Below are 18,202 nucleotides of genomic sequence, written 5' to 3'. Positions count from 1 at the left end.
AAGCCCTAGCGCCGCTCCAAAAAAAACAAAAAATACAGCTACTATTTTGGAACCGATCCTGCTAGCGGATGGCGATGTTATTTTCGAGGCTATCCTGTGCTATTACGGCATAACAGGAAAGAACGGAGAACTATCAGTGCACTTAACATCACGAGAAAAGCAAAAAATGCAGATCTGGAGTGCCTGACTTCTCAAACTGGGGTAAAGTGCAGCAAAATAGACGAGCGCCTTTGGGTTACTTATCCCAATAAAAAATGACTGAGACCATTGTCGCCACAGAGAAGGTGTCTTTGGATTCGACTCACATGATCTTACAGTTCCAGTAATTGTCATGCTTTTCTTGAAGGCTCCGACTCCTAGATAAATAAGGTATACGGCGCCGGCGAGTTTTAATGTGTTGAACATGGTTGGGTGGTTTTCAAAAAAAGTCGCTATACCCAATGATGATATTAAGCCCATGATTAATATCGCAAGCACATCTCCTGAGAGTACTCCAATTGCTTTGAGTGGCCCGTATTTGATGGAGTTGTTAACTAAAAACACTGTGGATGGCCCAGGAGATCCTGCCTGTACCATAGTAATCAAGATGAACGACAGCCACGCATAGGTGGTCATAGGCTAGCCCTCTTCTAGTTGGATAGTCTTTGGAGTTCTATCCGTGACCAATAATGATTTTCTAAAGTTATATTTTTCGCCTAATTAATCGCATAACTAAGATTCAGGCTGTTAACTTTTTCCACACACAGTCGATCAACAAGTCATCTGTATGGTGTTTTTTTTGGAAATCTGTACCAGGATCCGTATGCCATTCTTCAAAAGAGCCAGATAGATAGCGTGGCCCTTGAGGTGCAGGAAGCGTGGCTTGCAAATGGGTAAGGATGAGGTCGGTGACGCGTGGAAATGACCTAAGTGGGTGTAGATAACTATGTTGTTATCGATCGCGCCAGCAGACAGGCCTCTACAAAACAAACCTAGGACTCGCTGACTTTGTGTAGGCAGTCGTGGTGCATGAGTCGCCAGGCGTAACTACACTCCACGAGTGAACTGACCCCACAAAGCTGGACGATTACATGCCTGTACCTAAGCTGCCTGATTTCTGTATTCAACAGGACTCATGCCGTTTAGCGTCAGTCTGATACGCGAGTGATTGTAATACGGGATGTACTGGTCGATGCCTGCATGAAGCTCATCAAGGTCGTTCAGCCAGTCCGCGATACGACTACTGTACCTGCGGTTTGAGGCCTCAATCGACACGAGCCAGTAGGTCGGGTGACCCGCGGTAACTGAAGGCGGTTTAATGCCAGGTGAGCGAGCCAAGTGAGAGGGCCACTTACATCGACTTGACCGGTCCAGGTGATCCCCAGGAAGCATTTGAAGCAGGTTTTCTGCTGCGGTTGCAGCAGACGCTGATCATGCGGCGTGAAGCCGTCACCTCCCAATCAACCAGCCTTGATGCCTGAGTCTGTAATTGACGTTTGAGACTTTGCTTTTCCCGCCAAAACCTCCGATCTAGCGATCTTTGATCGCGCCGGTCGGAGGGTTCACTCGTTTTTTCTCGAAGCCACCGCTATCCACCGTCTCATTTCATTATCTGATTAGCACCACGCTTTCCTTTCCCCGTCAGTAATTGCCCTCGATCTCTATCGAGTGCAATGCAGTTTCGACGTCAGAGCCGAGCTTGTCTTAGGGATATGGCTATAGATGGCGACAGCGGCGACAGCGGCGACAACGCATGTAGAACGTGGTCTGGAGCATGGCGACAAAAGTGGCGACAGTCGCCACTTTTTGCTCGCTTTGGCCGGGATGCTTGACCACCTTTTCGAGCGGGTATAAAAATTGGCGCACGGAACGCTGTCGTTGACAGCACCAGCCCAGGTAGCCAGAACCTTTAAGGCTACGCCACTTGTGTGGTGGTTCTTCCGAAGTGCGATTAGCGTCCGGCGGCTCGCACGGTCACTCCCCAAGAGTGATGGATGCCTACTCGACCGATCTGCCCACAGCGGCAGACGATGGACCTTCCTCGCTGCACTGCAGCAACCTCACCTCTCGGCACACTTCGCTGCGCCAATCCGCGCCCGTCTCTTTCTCCTTGAAAGAGACGGGCGCTCGTACCACTGCTGCAAGCCACGTCGTACAAGGCATTGCCGCAACTCTCCTCGTGACAATCGGCCTGACAAATCCGATTCGTCGCCATCCGCAATAACACAGGCACCGGTGCCGCAGCCTAAGGAAAGGCTGCACCTGACTGACAGTCAGGCATGCCCCAGGTGTCGATGTTGTTGCCTTCTCCCACTCAGGATGTCCAGGTGCCGAACTCGTCAGTCGGCACAGCCTCCACCCGCCCGTGTCTTTGGATACGTCAAGGAGGTCAGGTTCATGGGGTCATGCCCTCGCTCCCGGTCGTATGGAGCCGTGCGTTCCACGTCAGTGAACACCTCACAGGCCGCAGGGGCCTTGATCCCTGATAACACTCAACAGCCGTGGCGGGACTACGTGAGGACAACCAGCAATTACCGAGGAGAGGGCCCATGCAGCAGTTAGATCCGAAGCTTGAACTACCACGACCGCCTCGACCGCTGATTGAGTCAAACCCCGTGGCCGAGCCTTATCCGGTCCAGGCACTGGGTGGAATTCTTGGGCCCGCGGTTGAGCGCATGGCCGAGGTCATCGGCGTGCCCCAGGCACTGGCCGCACAATCGGTCTTGGCTGCCTCGGCGCTGGCCACTCAAGGTCATGCGGGCTTGCAACTCGATGGACGAAATTACCCCCTGTCGCTGTTCCTGATTACAGTGGCCGCGTCAGGTGATCGCAAGACCGCGGCAGATCGTTTTGCATTGCTGCCAGCACGGCAATGGGAGCGTGAGCAGTGGCAGCGCTACCGTGAACAACTCGCCCGGTACCGTGTCGCGCAGCGACAGGCGCAGCGTATCAACCCTGGCGATCCCGACCCCACAAACGGCGTACCGCTTGAAGCGGAGCCCTCTGCACCTAGGCTGATCACCACGGATCCGACTATCGAGGCCCTGATCAAGGGACTCTGCCATGACTTGCCGAGCATGGGCCTGTTCTGTGACGAGGGGGGACAATTCCTCGGTAGCAGCACCATGAGTCGAGATAACCGTTTGAAAGCGGTTACGACCTTGTCGTCACTCTGGGACGGCAGTCCGATAGATCGCGCGCGGTCCATGGTGGGTGAAAGCTTGCGAGCTTACGATCGACGCTTAAGCCTGCACCTGATGCTGCAACCGTATCTAGCCATGCAGTTACTCAGTGACCCGTTGCTGCAGGGGCAAGGCATTCTCGGTCGCTGCCTCATGACCTGGCCCACCAGCCTGGCTGGACAACGTAGCTATCAGGCTGTCGACTTGTCCAAAGACGCCGCCCTAAAGCGCTATCACCACCGTCTTTCGGCGCTGTTTGATCAGCCGTGGTCACTTTCCGCTGACGGTGCTCTACAGCTATCACCGCTGAACCTCAGTCCCTTGGCCCGCCGTCGCTGGATTGATCTGCATGACGCCATCGAAGCCCAGTTGGGTGAGTTTGGGGAGCTGGCCAGTGTGCGGCCTAGTGGATCGAAGGCCGCCGACAACCTGCTGCGCATTGCCGGCATCCTGGCCGTCGTGGAGGAGAATGGCGTGGTGGAGGTCGACCATATCCAACGGGCCTCCGCCTTAGTCGGTTACTACCTCACCGAGATCCAGCGCCTGACCGAACAGGAACCAGTGTGCCGGGTAAAGGAAGAGGCGGACCGGCTGCTGCGCTGGCTGAAGGTCAAGGAGTGGAAGCGCTTCAGTATTCGAGAGCTGAATCGCAACGGTCCCCGCTTTGCCCGTAAGAGCAGTCGTCATGCCGCCAAGCTGTTGGTCGAGTTGATTGATCATCATTGGCTGATCACCGATGGCCATACCTTCGAGGTGCGCCATGTTCAATCTTGATGAAGCGCTACGCAACCATCTGGCTCAGCGCCAAAAGGAGCTGAAAGCGCGGTTTGTCGCCGCGACTGTCGCCACTTTGTCGCCGCGCTCAAAGCCAGGCAGGACAAGGGTTGTCGCCGCTGTCGCCAATGTCGCCACTATCCGTAAAACTATCACCTCGACGACAGCCATCATTCAGTGGTTGAAAGAGGAGGGCGCGCATCTTTACGCCACCGACAACACGCTGTGTTTTCGCCCGACTGATTGGGCGCAGTTCGCCATCGTGAGTGCGAACTGGAGAGCCCTTTTGCATGATCTCGCTGCAGTCGATCAGGAACAGAAAAATGGCTCGGGTCGGTAAGCGAGCTGGGCGTAATTTTGGCTTCGGTCGCCAGCTCAGCTATGCCGGACCGCAAGCCCTGAAAGATCTGTTTGGTGGCGGCCATTTTGCTACCGTCAAAGCCCATAGCGATCGCTGGCAGGCATTCGTGCAATGGTGTCGATCAGAGGAGGGAACGGGACTCAACGACGCGCGACAGATCGACCGCGAGATCCTGATGCGGTACGCGGCCCATATGCGGGAGCAAGTTGAGCAGGGCAACGTCGGCATTGCCACCGCGCAAAACCGCCTGTCCAGCGTGAACCGAACGATGGCCGCGTTGCGCGGTGATGAGTACGTCAAAATCCCCAGTCCGAGCAAGGCGCTGGGTTTGCAGCGCTCAAGCGTGCGCAGTGAGGCCCCGCAAGGCCAAGACCGTGTGCAGGTCGAGTTGATCGCACAGGCGTTGTCAGAGCGAGGCCAGCAATCGAGGGTGAGTGCCATTGTGCTCCTTGCTCGGGAGACCGGCATGCGCCTGCGTGAAGCGATCTTGGCGGACTTGCCCCGGCTGAAACGTGAGGCTCGGCAACTGGGTAAGATCAATATCCAGGACGGCACCAAAGGCGGTCGATCAGGCGCATCGGCACCGCGTTGGATTGCGGTCACGGATCAAGTTCGTGGCGCCCTGGATAGAGCCAGTGAGGTCTCACCCAGTGGCAGTCGGAATTTGTTGGCGCCCGACGAAAGCTACAAAGACTTCATGCAGACAGTCGTGCGACCGGCGCGGGACCTCCTACATGAGCACGGATTAAAAGGCTTTCATGAGCTGCGGGCGGCTTACGCCTGTGAGCGCTATGAACAACTGACCGGCTTCTCCGCGCCCATCAATGGCGGTCGTGGTCATCGAGAGGATCGAGCACTCGATCAGCGTGCACGCCAGCAGATCAGCCACGAGTTGGGGCATAACCGCATCGACGTGGTGAGTGCCTACGTCGGAGGTCGTCGATGAAAGCCGAGTTCGATATGGCGTTGTTTCTGAGTCCGGTGCTCAAAGGTGCGCATGCCACGCGGCAGCGGCACATCAGGCAAGCAGAAAGGATGCAAGAGGTAATTCGTGAGCGCTGGAGTTGCGCAACGCCCTGGTCCTGGAAGGAAAAGCACACCAGATGGTTTTTAGAGCACTGTCTGCGTTGCTCTGCGCCAGCGACTGTTTACTACTACGAATTAACAGCAGGGTTGATTCGTCGAAGATGTGAAGGCCGTTCAGCTGACTATCAGCTCAATATGGATAAGCGCTCCCCAAACCATAACGGTAAATAAGCCAAATACTCTGCTTCAAGCTGACTCTCCCAGGGCCCTCTACGGAAGTGCTTCGTTGGGTTGAGGGGGAGGAGATCGCTGTTTGTAAGGAATTATAAGCGGGGCGGTAGGAGTGCTAATCAGCCATGAAAATACGGTCGGTACCTAGCAATCTCGCGATTGATCCGCATAAAAGCCCCTCGGGACTGACACCGCCGATGGTGACGCTAGAGGCGTTACTGATTTTGTATTTTTACGGTCTGGAAGGTTGTCGCCTACTTTTGTCTCGAAACGCTGAAATGGGCTCCATCAAGGTTTACATAGGATGCAGGTTATAGAAACAACGCTCTCACGAGGGGATTCATCCAGTCCTTGAGTTGCTCGGGCAGCGGGTCGATACAACCTGACATCGGGCTAAATTGAGCCTCATAGGGGGATGTGGGTTGTCGACAAGACCTGGCGCAACCCCATGAACGAGCGAATCTGGCGAACCCCGGGCAGGTAAAGCAATTGCTCCGCGTGGAGCCGGTTGAAACTGTTGCTGTCCTTGGTTCGTATCAACATGAAGTAGTCGAATTCCCCCGTCACCACATGGCATTCCATGCAGCCGGACACCTTTTGCGCCGCGGCTTCGAAGGCTGCGAAGGATTCCGGCGTCGAGCGGTCCAGTACCACGCCGATCAACACCACCATCCCTGCATCGAGCGCTTGATTGTCCAGCAACGCGACAATGCCCTTGATCAGGCCCGCCTGCTTGAGGCGTTCGACTCGTCGCAGGCAGGCCGGCGCGCTCAGTTTCACCTTCTCGGCGAGCGCCACATTGGAGATAGAGGCGTCTCGCTGCAGGGTCTTGAGAATGGCGCGGTCGGTCCGGTCCAGCGGGTGCGGCTCCGCACCTGAAGTGCCGGGTTTCTTGTGATTATTTGTTGCGCTCATATTGGTTTCTACACAATAAAAATATGTTTTAAGTAGTGATAGATGATTTATGTTTCTTTAATGGATTGAAACTTGCAACACATATTTTCAGCTTTGTTCTTAATATTGAACTCGTCGGAGCCCCTCTGAAAGAACCTGGAACGCAGCCTTTTTGCCTTTCGGTCTGGCGCTTGGATATCCAATAAACAAGGAGCAGAGTCATGAACCTGAATCGTTTTAAACGTTATCCGCTGACCTTCGGTCCTTCTCCGATCACGCCCTTGAAACGCCTCAGCGAACACCTGGGCGGCAAGGTCGAGTTGTATGCCAAACGTGAAGACTGCAACAGTGGCCTGGCCTTCGGCGGCAACAAGACGCGCAAGCTCGAATACCTGATTCCCGAGGCACTCGAACAGGGCTGCGACACCCTGGTCTCCATCGGCGGGATCCAGTCGAACCAGACCCGGCAGGTCGCCGCCGTCGCTGCCCACCTCGGCATGAAGTGTGTGCTGGTGCAGGAAAATTGGGTGAACTACTCCGACGCCGTGTATGACCGGGTCGGCAATATCGAGATGTCCCGCATCATGGGTGCGGACGTACGACTGGACGCTGCAGGGTTCGACATCGGTATTCGGCCCAGCTGGGAGAAGGCCATGAACGACGTGGTGGAACGGGGTGGCAAGCCGTTCCCGATACCGGCGGGTTGTTCCGAACATCCCTACGGCGGGCTCGGGTTCGTCGGCTTTGCCGAGGAAGTGCGGGAGCAGGAAAAACAACTGGGGTTCAAGTTCGATTACATCGTGGTCTGCTCCGTCACCGGCAGTACCCAGGCCGGCATGGTCGTCGGTTTCGCCGCGGACGGCCGTTCGAAGAACGTTATCGGCATTGATGCCTCGGCCAAGCCCGAGAAAACCAAGGCACAGATCCTGCGTATCGCCCGGCACACCGCTGAGCTGGTGGAACTGGGTCGTGAGATCACCGAAGACGACGTGGTGCTCGATACACGCTTCGCCTACCCGGAATATGGTTTGCCCAACGAAGGTACGCTGGAAGCCATTCGTCTGTGCGGCAGCCTTGAAGGTGTGTTGACCGACCCAGTGTATGAAGGCAAATCCATGCACGGGATGATCGAAATGGTCCGCCGTGGCGAGTTCCCCGAAGGCTCGAAAGTGCTTTACGCACACCTGGGCGGGGCACCTGCGCTGAACGCCTACAGTTTCCTGTTCCGCAACGGCTGATTAACGCCAATAACCTGTAGGCGCGAGCTTGCTCACGAAGCGGTGGGTTAGTCGGCATCAATGTTGAATGTCACGGCCACATCGTCGGATCACCGCCCGGAGCAAGCTGCTCCTACCAAACTGCCGGGAGTACCACCATGCATGCGATATCGCAATCCGCAGTCTGGATCAAGGAGCCTTCGGCGGATGCCGGAGTGGTCATCGTGACCAGCGCCGCGTTGCCCAAATACATGATCGACAAGCTGCACGTGGCGATAGATGACTGGGACCAGGTGGCTTATCTAGCCGTCAAGCAATCCGAGGAGTTGATGGTCGACTGGTTGCGGGTCGGGTCTAGCCCGGAGCAATCTGCTGGGGGCTACGCGTGTTATGCCAGCCACCTGTTGCGCTCCGTCTCCCACGGCAGTTTTTTACTGGATGTCGAAGTCGGCACGGTTCCCGGCTTGACCTGGCTGGGGTCCGTGCGCGGTCACCCGTTGCGCGTCGTCGAACTGGGAACGATAGCCTCATCCACCGCAGCGATGGATCAACAGGTAGAACAAGTGCTTTCGGCGACCCGCCGTCTGGCGAAAAGCGTGCTGCAGGCGCGCGGCGTCATTTAGCCAGTGTCCTCGCCAATTCGCCTGTTGAATCAACCACCCCAAACAACAAAGGCAACGCCTATGAGCCAAGCTGCCGACTGTCGTACCAACGCCCTGAAGTGGATGCGCGAGCCTTCAAATTGCACACGTATCGTGGTCATCGCGTGCGGGCTTGATAGCGATCATATTGACTTGATCCATCAGGGTTTCAGCTGTTTTGACAATGTGGCACTGATCCATGTCGATGCTGTGAACACGATGCCTGGCCAGCTCGCTGAAGTGCGAGTGGCCAAGGGTGACTACTGTTTTGTCGTGCTCGGTGAACTGGATGAGCGTTTATTGCACGACCTTTCCATTGGTCAGCCCTGCATCTACCCGATTGCTTCAGACGGGGCGGCCGAACGTTCGGTCATTGCGGCAGTAGAACAGGTGAAAAGCCTCGCCCGAGTGAACCGTTCGCACCACCTTGAAGTGTTATCCGACACCTGCAGGAGTTGCTCATGAGCCCGTCCGATATCCAGACCCAATTGCCGGGCCAGACAGCTGAAGATGCACAGGAAATGGCCGAGTGGCGGGAGGCGTTGCTGTCCGTCATTGCCCACGGCGGCACGGTCCGGGCAAAACAGATCCTCGACATGCTGGTGGCCGTGGCCAGCACTTCCGAGATCGGTTGGCGGCCCAGCCACGGCACGCCCTATATCAATACGATCAGCGTCGAGCAGCAGCCGGTGTTTCCGGGCGACCTGGCGCTGGAAGAGCGACTGGCTTCGATCATGCGCTGGAACGCGCTGGTCATGGTCGCCAGAGCCAACCAAGCCTATGGGGAACTGGGTGGCCACATCGCCAGTTACGCCAGCGCCGCCGATTTGTTTGAAGTGGGCTTCAACCATTTTTTCAAGGCGCGCACCGACACTCGTGGCGGTGATCTGGTGTTTTACCAGCCGCACTCGGCACCGGGCGTTTATGCGCGGGCCTTTCTGGAAGGGCGCCTCGAGGAGCAGGATCTGCAACATTATCGGCAAGAGATCGGCGCGCGCGCCAATGGCGCCCGGGGTTTGTCGAGTTACCCGCACCCGTGGTTGATGCCGGACTTCTGGCAGTTCCCGACGGGCTCGATGGGCATCGGTCCGATCAGCTCGATCTACCAGGCGCGTTTCATGCGTTACCTGGAGCACCGCGGCCTGCAAAATACCTCGGGGCGGACCGTCTGGGGGGTGTTTGGCGACGGTGAAATGGATGAGCCGGAAAGCATGTCGGCGCTGACCCTGGCGGCGCGTGAAGGGCTGGATAATCTGGTGTGGGTGGTCAACTGCAACCTTCAGCGCCTGGACGGTCCGGTGCGTGGCAACGGTCGCATCATCGATGAGCTGGAGGCGCTGTTCGGCGGGGCCGGCTGGAACGTCATCAAACTGGTCTGGGGCTCCGACTGGGACGGATTGTTTGCCCGGGATAAAGACGGCACGCTGGTCCGGGCATTGTCGGCAACGGTCGATGGCCAGTTCCAGACGTTCGCGGCCAAGGATGGGCGCTTCAACCGTGAGCATTTCTTTGGCCAGAACGAAGCCCTGGCGCATTTGGCTCAAGGCCTGACCGACGAGCAGATCGACCGCCTCAAACGCGGTGGTCATGACCTGGTGAAAATCTTTGCCGCGTATCAAAGCGCAATGCTCGAGGGCAAGAAGCCTACGGTGATTCTGGCGCAAACCAAGAAAGGCTTCGGCATGGGCGACGCCGGGCAGGGCAAGATGACCGTGCACCAGCAGAAGAAACTCGACAAGGACGCCTTGATCGCCTTCCGCAACCGCTTCAATTTGCCGCTGACCGATGAACAGGCGACCTCGCTGAGCTTCTTCAAACCTGCTACCGACAGCGCGGAAATGCGTTACCTGCACGAACGTCGCCGGGCGTTGGGCGGGTACATGCCGTCGCGGCCCACCACTTCGGCGTCGTTGGTTGTGCCTGACGTCAACAGCTACGCCGGGTTTGCCATCACCGCCGAAGGCAAGGAAATGTCCACCACCATGGCCTTCGTGCGGATGCTCAGCGGTTTGCTGCGGGACAAGCAACTGGGGCCGCGCATCGTGCCGATCGTGGCGGATGAAGCGCGTACCTTCGGCATGGCCAGCCTGTTCAAGCAGATCGGCATCTACTCCAGCGTGGGGCAGCGTTATGAGCCGGAGGACATTGGTTCTATCCTGAGTTATCGAGAAGCCCTGGACGGGCAGATTCTCGAAGAGGGCATCAGCGAGGCCGGCGCCATCAGCTCCTGGGTGGCTGCCGCGACCAGCTACTCGGTGCATGGCCTGCCGATGTTGCCGTTCTACATCTATTACTCGATGTTCGGCTTCCAGCGCATCGGCGACCTGATCTGGGCAGCGGCAGATCAGCGTGCTCGCGGGTTCCTGCTCGGCGCCACCGCGGGGCGCACGACCCTGGGCGGCGAAGGTTTGCAACACCAGGACGGCAACAGCCATTTGATGGCGTCGATGGTGCCCAATTGCCGTGCCTACGACCCGGCGTTCGCCAGTGAGTTTGCGGTGATTCTGGACCACGGCATGCGCCAGATGCTGGAGCGTCAGGTCGACGAGTTTTACTACGTCACGTTGATGAACGAGAACTACCCGCAGCCGAATCTTCCCGAAGGTGTCGAGCAGGCGATTATCAAGGGCATGTACCTGTTCGCCCGACATGAAGTCGAAGACGCGAGCGGCAGCGTTCAGCTGTTGGGCTCCGGCACGATCCTGCGGGAGGTGATCGCGGCGGCCGAGTTGTTGGCCCGCGACTGGAACATCGACAGCGAAGTCTGGAGCGTCACCAGCTTCACCGAGCTGGCCCGGGATGCCCGGGAAGTGGAACGCTGGAACCGCCTGCACCCCGGACAAACCGCGCGGCACAGTCATGTTCAGGAGTCGCTCAACGACACGGCGCCGATCATTGCCTGCACCGATTACGTGCGCGCCTTGCCCCAGTTGATCGCCAGTTATCTCGATGCCCATTACACCGTGCTCGGCACCGACGGCTTTGGTCGCAGTGATACCCGCAACCAGCTGCGCAGGTTCTTCGAAGTGGACCGCCATCAGGTCGTCTTGAGCGCACTGACTGCACTGGTGCATGAGGGGCATCTGGACGCCAGTGTCTGTGCCGAGGCGATTGAGCGCTACGCCATTGACGTTGACGCAGTAGTCCCTTGGGACGCTTGAAACCGGCTTCAGACAGAATCGAATTTTCAGGAAACGGTTATGAAGAATGTGCATGAAGTTCGAATGCCCGACATCGGCGATGCCAAGGATGTCGGTGTCATTGAAATCCTGGTCAAGGCGGGCAATGCGGTAGTCGAAGGGCAGCCCCTGATCATCGTTGAGACCGACAAGGCGTCCATGGAGATTCCTTCGCCGCAAGCGGGCGTGTTGCAATCATTGGCGGTCAAGCTGGATGACAAGGTCAGCGAAGGATCGTCGATTGCCTTTATCGAGATTGATCGGCCATTGTCAGTGCTTCCACAACCGGATATCGCACCTGTAGCCGAAGCTGTTGCAACCTGCGCCGAACCCGAGCGGGTCGTTGCGACACCATCGCCAACTGAAACCAATGGTTCACTAACGGACTTGCCGCTGGCATCGCCCTCGGTGCGTAAGTTCTCTCGGGAACTGGGTGTTTCACTCAAGGCCATTCAGGGCACGGGAGCGCGTCATCGCATCACTAAGGATGATGTCCTGGCCCATGTAAAAGGGGCTCTGACCGCCCAGGCGCCGGCGGCCAATGCTCAGCCGTTGGGTGGTTTATTACCTTGGCCGGTGGTTGATTTCGCCAAATATGGGCCGGTGGAAAGCAAGGCGCTGTCCCGGATCAAGACAATCAGTGGCGCTAACTTACACCGCAATTGGGTGATGATTCCTCACGTTACCAATCATGACGATGCGGATATCACATTGCTGGAACAGTTCCGTGTGCAGATGAACCAGGAAAAAGCACAAGGCGGAATAAAGATCACGTTGCTGGCCTTGTTGATGAAAGCCTGTGCGGCGGCGCTGAAAAAGTTTCCGGAGTTCAATGCCAGCCTCAATGGCGACGAACTGGTGTTTAAGCGTTACTTCCATATCGGGTTTGCCGCCGATACGCCGCAGGGATTGGTCGTCCCTGTGATCAAGGATGTAGACCAGAAAGGCGTGCTGGCGATTGCGCGGGAAATGTCAGCGCTTGCTGAGAAGGCTCGTGCAGCTAAGTTGAGCGTTAGCGATATGAGTGGCGGCTGCTTTTCCATCTCATCGTTGGGCGGGATTGGCGGGACCTATTTCACGCCGATCATCAATGCGCCCGAGGTCGCCATATTAGGGGTGGGTAAAAGCAGGGAAAGACTGGCGATGGAAGATGGGCAAGTGGTCACGCGGAACATTCTGCCATTGAGCCTGAGCTGGGATCATCGCGTGATCGATGGCGCCGCCGCCGGGCGTTTCAATGCCTATCTGGGCAGTGTGCTGGCGGATTACCGCAGGCTTGTTTTGTAGTCTGAAAGTGACGGTTTGGTTGAGCCGTTTATAGATTTTTCGTTTGTCATCGCGTTGATCTACGAGGCGCTGTAAATCACCCCCTGTTGCGATGCTCATCATCTGGAAGGTACGGATAAATTGGTGGGTGTTTTCCCGCGACCGCAAATCAGAATGTGGCGGATCATCCTCATGTCTCCATCAATTGGGATGACGTTACCGTTGCGCTTTGGTCACGCCCCGGTGTGGTGTGGACGTGGGTAAACTCATCGGCGTGGTGGCGGCGACGGAAACTTCCCCGGCAAGTCGAGGGTGTGCAGGCATTCTTGAAGGATACCGTGACGAACGCCGTGTTCTGGCCTCGGGCGAAAAACAGTGTCGTCAGTGCATTGGCCACACGGTATTCGGCGCGGTGTCCCCCGTTGGGTCAGTAGGCTGTTGCACGCATCCAGGACGCGTTGCATACGCAGGAGCATGGTGCGCAAGGTCCCGATGGATTCTTATGCTGGCGATACGTTACGCCTCCAGGCTTGAGCGCTTGTCGCCATCTAGGGCGTTGAAGGAGTAGTCCACCAATTCCGGACAGTAGCGTTGGACCCTTGGAATTGTCATGACCATGCGCTCTTACAGTCGGATGCTCGAATGTCATCTCGTCGGTAAACACTGGATCTTGTCGCTTGTCCGGGGTTGTTGAGTCCGCGTTATGGCGCTGGGTTAATCAGTTCCTGCTCGTTCATGTTGGCGTGCGATCTTATCTCGTCGGTGGTATGCCATCAGGTGATGATGTCAACCTTCAACGCCGGGGCGTGACTGCGTGAACACCCTATCCCCGGCGATTCGTAGAGACCCATTAGCTCAACTGCTCTCGCCGATAGCCAGAATGGTCGCCACCAAGGCCAGCGCGCGAGGCACCAGCGTGTCCAGTTCCAGATATTCACGATCGGTGTGGACCTTGCCACCAACCGGCCCGAGGCCACACAGGGTTGGAATGCCCAGGCTGGCGGTGAATCCGGAGTCGGCGCAACCGCCGGTGAATTCGCCTTCGACGCTGAAACCCAGCACCAGCGCTTTTTGTTGGTAGATGTGCAGCAGCCGTTCGCTGTGATGGGCTTCCATCGGTAGAAAGGTCGTCGCTTCCTTGAGGATGGCGCTGGTGCCGATCAGTTCTTCTTCTGCGACGATGGCCTGGATTGCGGTAAAGATCTGATCCCAGTGCTTGAGTTCGATGAAGCGCACGTCCAGTCGGGCGGAGGCGCTAGGCGCGACGGTGTTGCTGGACGTGCCACCGGATATCAGGCCAACGTTAGTGGTGATGCCTGCCGGGTAATCGGTCAAGGCATGGAGCTTGACGATCTTGCGTGCCAGGGCCTCGATGGCGCTGGCTCCGTCGGCATGGTTGACCCCGGCATGCGCCGCGCGGCCGCTGACTTCGATGATCAGCGTGGCACCGCCTTTGCGTGCGCTGACCACGTTACCGCTGGCCCGGCCGGGTTCGGTATTGAGCACGGCGCGGGCGGCACGGGCTGCGTTTTCGATATGGGTTCTGGCGCTGCCGGAGCCGATTTCTTCGTCACCGGTGTACAGAACCTGCACCGGACAGGGCAACTGACCGGCGCGCTTGAGTGCCATGAGGGCGAAGCAATTGAGCACCAAGCCGCCTTTCATGTCGGCGACGCCGGGGCCATAGGCGAGATTGGCGTCGCGGCTGTAGCCGCGAGTCGTGGTGGTGCCTTTGGGGAACACTGTGTCGCGATGGCCCAGCAACAGCACCGGCTTTCCAGATGCGCCTGGCACTTCGGCGAGTATCACGTCGCCAAAACCATCGACCGGCATGCGCTTGAGCAGGATGCCGTCAGCTTCCAGTTCAGCCTCGAGCAGCGCGCCCACAGCGTCGACGCCCGCCTTGTCATAGCTGTTGGAGTCGGTGTCGACGATACGCTGTAGCAGCGCTTCCATGGCTTGGCGCTGGTCAGCAAGCCAGTCCAGCGCCTGTTGTGGCGTGGCGTTCATTGCGCCTGCTCCCGTAACTGATGTTCCTGAGTCAGGCGTGCCGCGTCGTTGCCCAGGTCCCAGAATAGCCCGGCCATGATTTGCAGGCTTTCCTTGACCACCGGTGCCAGCAAGTGCTCGTTCGGCGCATGTTGTGAGCATGCCGGGTACGAGTGCGGCACCCACAATGTTGGCAGGCCGAGCACGTCCGCGAACACGTCGTTGGGCAGCGAGCCACCGAGGTTTGGCAGCAGCGCAGGTTTTTTGCCGGTGGTCTGTGCCAAGGAGCTGAGCGCCCAATTGACCCATGGGCTTTGCGGGTCTAGCCGAGTGGCATGCATCACATCGATGCGGCTTTGCTTGATCTCGACATTGCTGAAACCATGAGCATCCAGGTGGGTGCGCACAGCCGGGATAAAGGTCGTGTAGTCGCTGTTCACCACGAAGCGGATATGGCAGTGGGCGTTGGCCTTACCGGGGATCGCATGCACGGGGGCGTCCGGGTTGCCGGTCTTGAAGGCGATGACGTCGAGGGTGTTCCAGCCGAACACCTTTTCGCTCAGCGAGAGCTCCGGATTACCCCAGTTGGCGTCGATTTCCGGATCGCCCGGTCCGCCACCGACGTCAATATCGGCCAGTGCCTGCCGAACCGGCTCCGGCAGTGTCTCGGGCATCAGCCCCGCAACTTTCACCCGACCGTGTTCATCGACCATGCTTGCGATGGCATTGGCCAGAATGATGCCAGGGTTAGCCAGCAACCCGCCCCAGTTGCCAGAGTGATGAGCGCCTTCGCGCAAATTGACCACCAGCTCGAAGTTGAACACCCCACGTGAGCCAAGAAAAATCGTCGGTCGTGATGCCGACAGGCGCGGGCCGTCCGAGGCGATGAAAATATCCGCCGCGAGCTCTTTACTGTGCGCGGCACAGAATGCATTCAAGCCCGGCGAGCCTTCTTCTTCGCCCATTTCCAGCAGCAGTTTGACGTTGAAACCCAGCTTGCCGTCGCGAGCCTTGAGCGTTTGCTCCAGCGCGGTCAGGTTGATCAGGTGCTGGCCTTTGTTATCCGCCGTGCCGCGGCCGTACCAGCGATCGCCTTCGACAGTGACTTGCCACGGCGACAGGCCTTCACGCCATTGCGCTTCATAGCCCCGCACCACATCACCGTGGCCGTAGCTGAGCACGGTTGGCAGTTCTGGATGTTCAATGCGTGTGGCGATCATGAAGGGGCCGCGCTCTGCCACCGGGTTGTCATAGATCTTGACGCTGAAGCCCATCGCCTCGACATGCGGGGTGATGAAGTCATTGAGGTAGCGATGCAACTCGGGCTGGCTGTCCGTTGCCTGGCTTTCGGTGTGCAAGGCGACGCTACGTTCGAGCAGATTGAAAAATGCGCCGTTGTCAAATTGCTCTGTGGTGTTGCTGATGGCCAGTGAACGACTCATGAGTGGACAAGCTCCAGTGTTTGGGCAGGATTGTCGTGAAGGTGGCAACGCACGTTGCCGCCGATAAGCGGACCATTGGCCGGGTAGGCCGTTTTGCAGGGGGCGAAGCAGTTCGGGCAGCGCGGATGGAAGGCGCAACCGGACGGCGGTGACATCGGATTGGGGAAGGTGCCGTGCAGGCCGATTTCGGGAATGCCCAGGCGTGGATCGGGCGTGAGCACCGAATCCAGCAAGGCGCGGGTATAAGGGTGGCCGGGTTTAGCGAACAACGATTCGCGAGTGCGTTCTTCGACGATGCGCCCCAGATACATCACCGCGACCCGGTCGGCGAGGTGTTCGATGACTGCCAGGTTATGGCTGATCAGTAGATAGGTCAGGCCGAATTCGCGCTTGAGGTCTTGCAGCAGGTTGAGAATCTGCGCCTGCACCGAAACGTCCAGCGCCGAGGTGGGTTCGTCGCAGATCAACACGTCAGGGCGCATGATCAACGCCCGGGCAATGGCCACCCGTTGCCGCTGGCCGCCGGACAGTTGGCTCGGATAGCTGTCGATGACCCGTTTGGGCAGGCCGACCACATCGAGCATCTCTTCGGTCTTCTTGCGCCGCTCGGCGGTGCTGCCTATGTCATGTACGATCAGCGGCAGGGTAACGATTTCGCGCAGCGTCTTGCGTGGGTTCAGCGAGGAGTACGGGTCCTGGAATATCGGCTGAATGTGCCGGGACATTTCCTTACGATCAGTCGCCGCCAGATGTTTGCCATTGACCAGCACATCGCCGCTGGTCGGCGGCAACAGACCGAGCAGCATCTTTGCCAGGGTACTTTTTCCGCAACCGGACTCGCCTACCAGACCTAGGGTCTCGCCACGCATCAGGCGCAGGGAAACGCCATCTACGGCTTTCAGTGTGGCGGCGGGTTTGAAAAAGCCCTTGTTGATCCGAAACTCGCGACGGATGTCACACAGCTCCAAAGTGATGTCTTTTTTCATGACCATGCACTCTCCTGAAGGCGAATCGGCGCTGGGTCTGGTGCGGCGAACAGGCAGCGTGCCATGTGTCCGTCCTGCTCGACTTCGGGGATGTTTTGCGCGCAGGCCGGTATCGCCTGACTGCAACGATTGCGGAACGCACAACCTTGCTGTTCGCCTACCAGGCTCGGCACCAGGCCTGGAATCGAACCCAGCGCCTCACCCGGTTTGGTCCGGCCAGGGATTGGAATACTGGCCAGCAGACCACGGGTGTACGGATGCTGCGGGTTCTCGAACAGTTGCAGGGCAGGGGCGGTTTCGACGATTTCTCCGGCATACATCACTGCGACCCGATCGGCGATCCGTGCCACCAGCCCAAGGTCGTGGGTGATGAAGATCACCGCCAGGCCGAGTTCTTTCTGAATGTCGCGGATCAAGCGCAGGATCTGCGCTTGAATGGTCACGTCCAGTGCCGTGGTTGGCTCATCAGCGATGATCAGGTCCGGTTCGCACATCAACGCCATGGCGATGATCACCCGCTGGCGCAAACCGCCAGAAAGTTGATGCGGATACTGACGCAAGCGCTCGGTAGCATTGCTGATACCGACTTTCTCCAGCATCTGCGCGGCGCGAGCCAGGGCATCCTTGCGTGACACCCTGCGATGCTGAGTCAGAACTTCGCTGAGCTGATCGCCAATGCTGTAGGCCGGGTTCAGCGAGGTCATCGGTTCCTGGAAGATCATCGCCAGACGGTTGCCGCGCAGGTCACACATGCGCCGCTCGCTCTGGCCCAGCATGTCGATACCGTCCAGAGTCAGCCGGGACGCGGTGCGTTTAGCCTTGCGTGGCAACAGGTCCATCAGCGCCAGCGAGGTCAGGGATTTACCGCAGCCGGATTCGCCGACGATGCACAGCATTTCACCGCGCTCGACTTCAAAATCCAGACCGCGCACGGCATGCAGCATGTCATCCGGCGTCGGGCTGTTGCCCATGGGGATGTCCACGCGCAGGTTTTCTACATGGAGTAGTGCCATGTTCGGTACCTTCTATCAGTTA

General features: G+C 58.0%; 15 protein-coding genes and 1 pseudogene. 9 read left to right on the top strand and 7 right to left on the bottom strand.

The features are described 5' to 3' along the window. Positions 1-102 precede the first annotated feature (102 nt). Complete coding sequence (locus KVG95_RS30230; protein WP_225923274.1) at positions 103-576, bottom strand: LysE family translocator; 474 nt, start codon at positions 574-576, stop codon at positions 103-105. Between the two features lie 504 nt (positions 577-1,080). Beyond that, positions 1,081-1,188: pseudogene (locus KVG95_RS22325) on the bottom strand (IS3 family transposase); the annotation flags it as partial. A gap of 1,340 nt (positions 1,189-2,528) precedes the next feature. Here KVG95_RS22325 and KVG95_RS22320 point away from each other — a divergent pair. Genes KVG95_RS22320 through KVG95_RS22305 form a run of 4 tightly spaced genes read left to right on the top strand, consistent with a single transcriptional unit; the run spans position 2,529 to position 5,553 of the window. Next, positions 2,529-3,935, top strand: a complete 1,407-nt coding sequence (locus KVG95_RS22320; protein WP_217857992.1) for a YfjI family protein — start codon at positions 2,529-2,531, stop codon at positions 3,933-3,935. Continuing rightward, positions 3,922-4,275 (top strand): hypothetical protein, encoded by a 354-nt coding sequence (locus KVG95_RS22315; RefSeq protein WP_217857991.1) that lies wholly within the window; start codon positions 3,922-3,924, stop codon positions 4,273-4,275. The genes KVG95_RS22320 and KVG95_RS22315 overlap by 14 nt, the downstream gene beginning before the upstream one ends. After that, entirely contained in the window at positions 4,259-5,242 is a 984-nt protein-coding gene (locus KVG95_RS22310; RefSeq protein WP_217857990.1) for an integrase domain-containing protein, read from the top strand. The genes KVG95_RS22315 and KVG95_RS22310 overlap by 17 nt, the downstream gene beginning before the upstream one ends. Further along, entirely contained in the window at positions 5,239-5,553 is a 315-nt protein-coding gene (locus KVG95_RS22305) for a hypothetical protein (protein ID WP_217857989.1), read from the top strand. The genes KVG95_RS22310 and KVG95_RS22305 overlap by 4 nt, the downstream gene beginning before the upstream one ends. A 405-nt stretch (positions 5,554-5,958) precedes the next feature. Here the strand turns inward: KVG95_RS22305 and KVG95_RS22300 are convergent, their stop codons facing one another. Then, positions 5,959-6,468, bottom strand: coding sequence for an Lrp/AsnC family transcriptional regulator (locus KVG95_RS22300; protein ID WP_217857988.1), 510 nt, complete (start codon positions 6,466-6,468; stop codon positions 5,959-5,961). Positions 6,469-6,668: 200 nt separating this feature from the next. Between KVG95_RS22300 and KVG95_RS22295 the strand changes: the two genes are divergently transcribed. From KVG95_RS22295 to KVG95_RS22275, 5 genes are all read left to right on the top strand, one after another. Next, the gene (locus KVG95_RS22295) at positions 6,669-7,685 is read left to right on the top strand and encodes a 1-aminocyclopropane-1-carboxylate deaminase (protein ID WP_024077475.1); all 1,017 of its coding nucleotides are present in this window, start codon (positions 6,669-6,671) and stop codon (positions 7,683-7,685) included. A gap of 137 nt (positions 7,686-7,822) precedes the next feature. After that, positions 7,823-8,287, top strand: a complete 465-nt coding sequence (locus KVG95_RS22290) for a transketolase (RefSeq protein ID WP_217857987.1) — start codon at positions 7,823-7,825, stop codon at positions 8,285-8,287. Between the two features lie 60 nt (positions 8,288-8,347). Beyond that, positions 8,348-8,770 carry a hypothetical protein gene (locus KVG95_RS22285; RefSeq protein ID WP_217857986.1) on the top strand — a complete coding sequence of 141 codons (423 nt, stop codon included), beginning with the start codon at positions 8,348-8,350 and terminating at the stop codon, positions 8,768-8,770. Then, the gene (gene mdeB / locus KVG95_RS22280; RefSeq protein ID WP_217857985.1) at positions 8,767-11,466 is read left to right on the top strand and encodes an alpha-ketoglutarate dehydrogenase; all 2,700 of its coding nucleotides are present in this window, start codon (positions 8,767-8,769) and stop codon (positions 11,464-11,466) included. The genes KVG95_RS22285 and mdeB overlap by 4 nt, the downstream gene beginning before the upstream one ends. A 39-nt stretch (positions 11,467-11,505) precedes the next feature. Beyond that, a complete protein-coding gene (locus KVG95_RS22275; RefSeq protein WP_217857984.1) occupies positions 11,506-12,771 on the top strand; it encodes a dihydrolipoyllysine-residue acetyltransferase in 1,266 nt (421 codons plus the stop codon). An 834-nt stretch (positions 12,772-13,605) separates the two neighbouring features. On the opposite strand, the gene KVG95_RS22270 is transcribed toward KVG95_RS22275, so the two are convergent. From KVG95_RS22270 to KVG95_RS22255, 4 genes are read right to left on the bottom strand one after another with little or no spacing between them, the layout of a single operon-like run. Beyond that, a complete protein-coding gene (locus KVG95_RS22270) occupies positions 13,606-14,760 on the bottom strand; it encodes a M20 family metallopeptidase (protein WP_217857983.1) in 1,155 nt (384 codons plus the stop codon). Continuing rightward, the gene (locus KVG95_RS22265; protein WP_217857982.1) at positions 14,757-16,181 is read right to left on the bottom strand and encodes a M20 family metallopeptidase; all 1,425 of its coding nucleotides are present in this window, start codon (positions 16,179-16,181) and stop codon (positions 14,757-14,759) included. The genes KVG95_RS22270 and KVG95_RS22265 overlap by 4 nt, the downstream gene beginning before the upstream one ends. After that, positions 16,178-17,167: an ABC transporter ATP-binding protein gene (locus tag KVG95_RS22260; protein ID WP_217857981.1), complete on the bottom strand. Its 990-nt coding sequence runs from the start codon at positions 17,165-17,167 to the stop codon at positions 16,178-16,180. The genes KVG95_RS22265 and KVG95_RS22260 overlap by 4 nt, the downstream gene beginning before the upstream one ends. Next, positions 17,164-18,180, bottom strand: a complete 1,017-nt coding sequence (locus KVG95_RS22255; protein ID WP_217857980.1) for an ABC transporter ATP-binding protein — start codon at positions 18,178-18,180, stop codon at positions 17,164-17,166. The genes KVG95_RS22260 and KVG95_RS22255 overlap by 4 nt, the downstream gene beginning before the upstream one ends. Between the last annotated feature and the right edge of the window lie 22 nt (positions 18,181-18,202).

The organism is Pseudomonas farris (assembly GCF_019145235.1).
Lineage (GTDB): Bacteria > Pseudomonadota > Gammaproteobacteria > Pseudomonadales > Pseudomonadaceae > Aquipseudomonas > Aquipseudomonas farris.
Note: the sequence above shows the minus strand (reverse complement) of the source record. Positions and strands in the feature narration are given on the sequence as shown.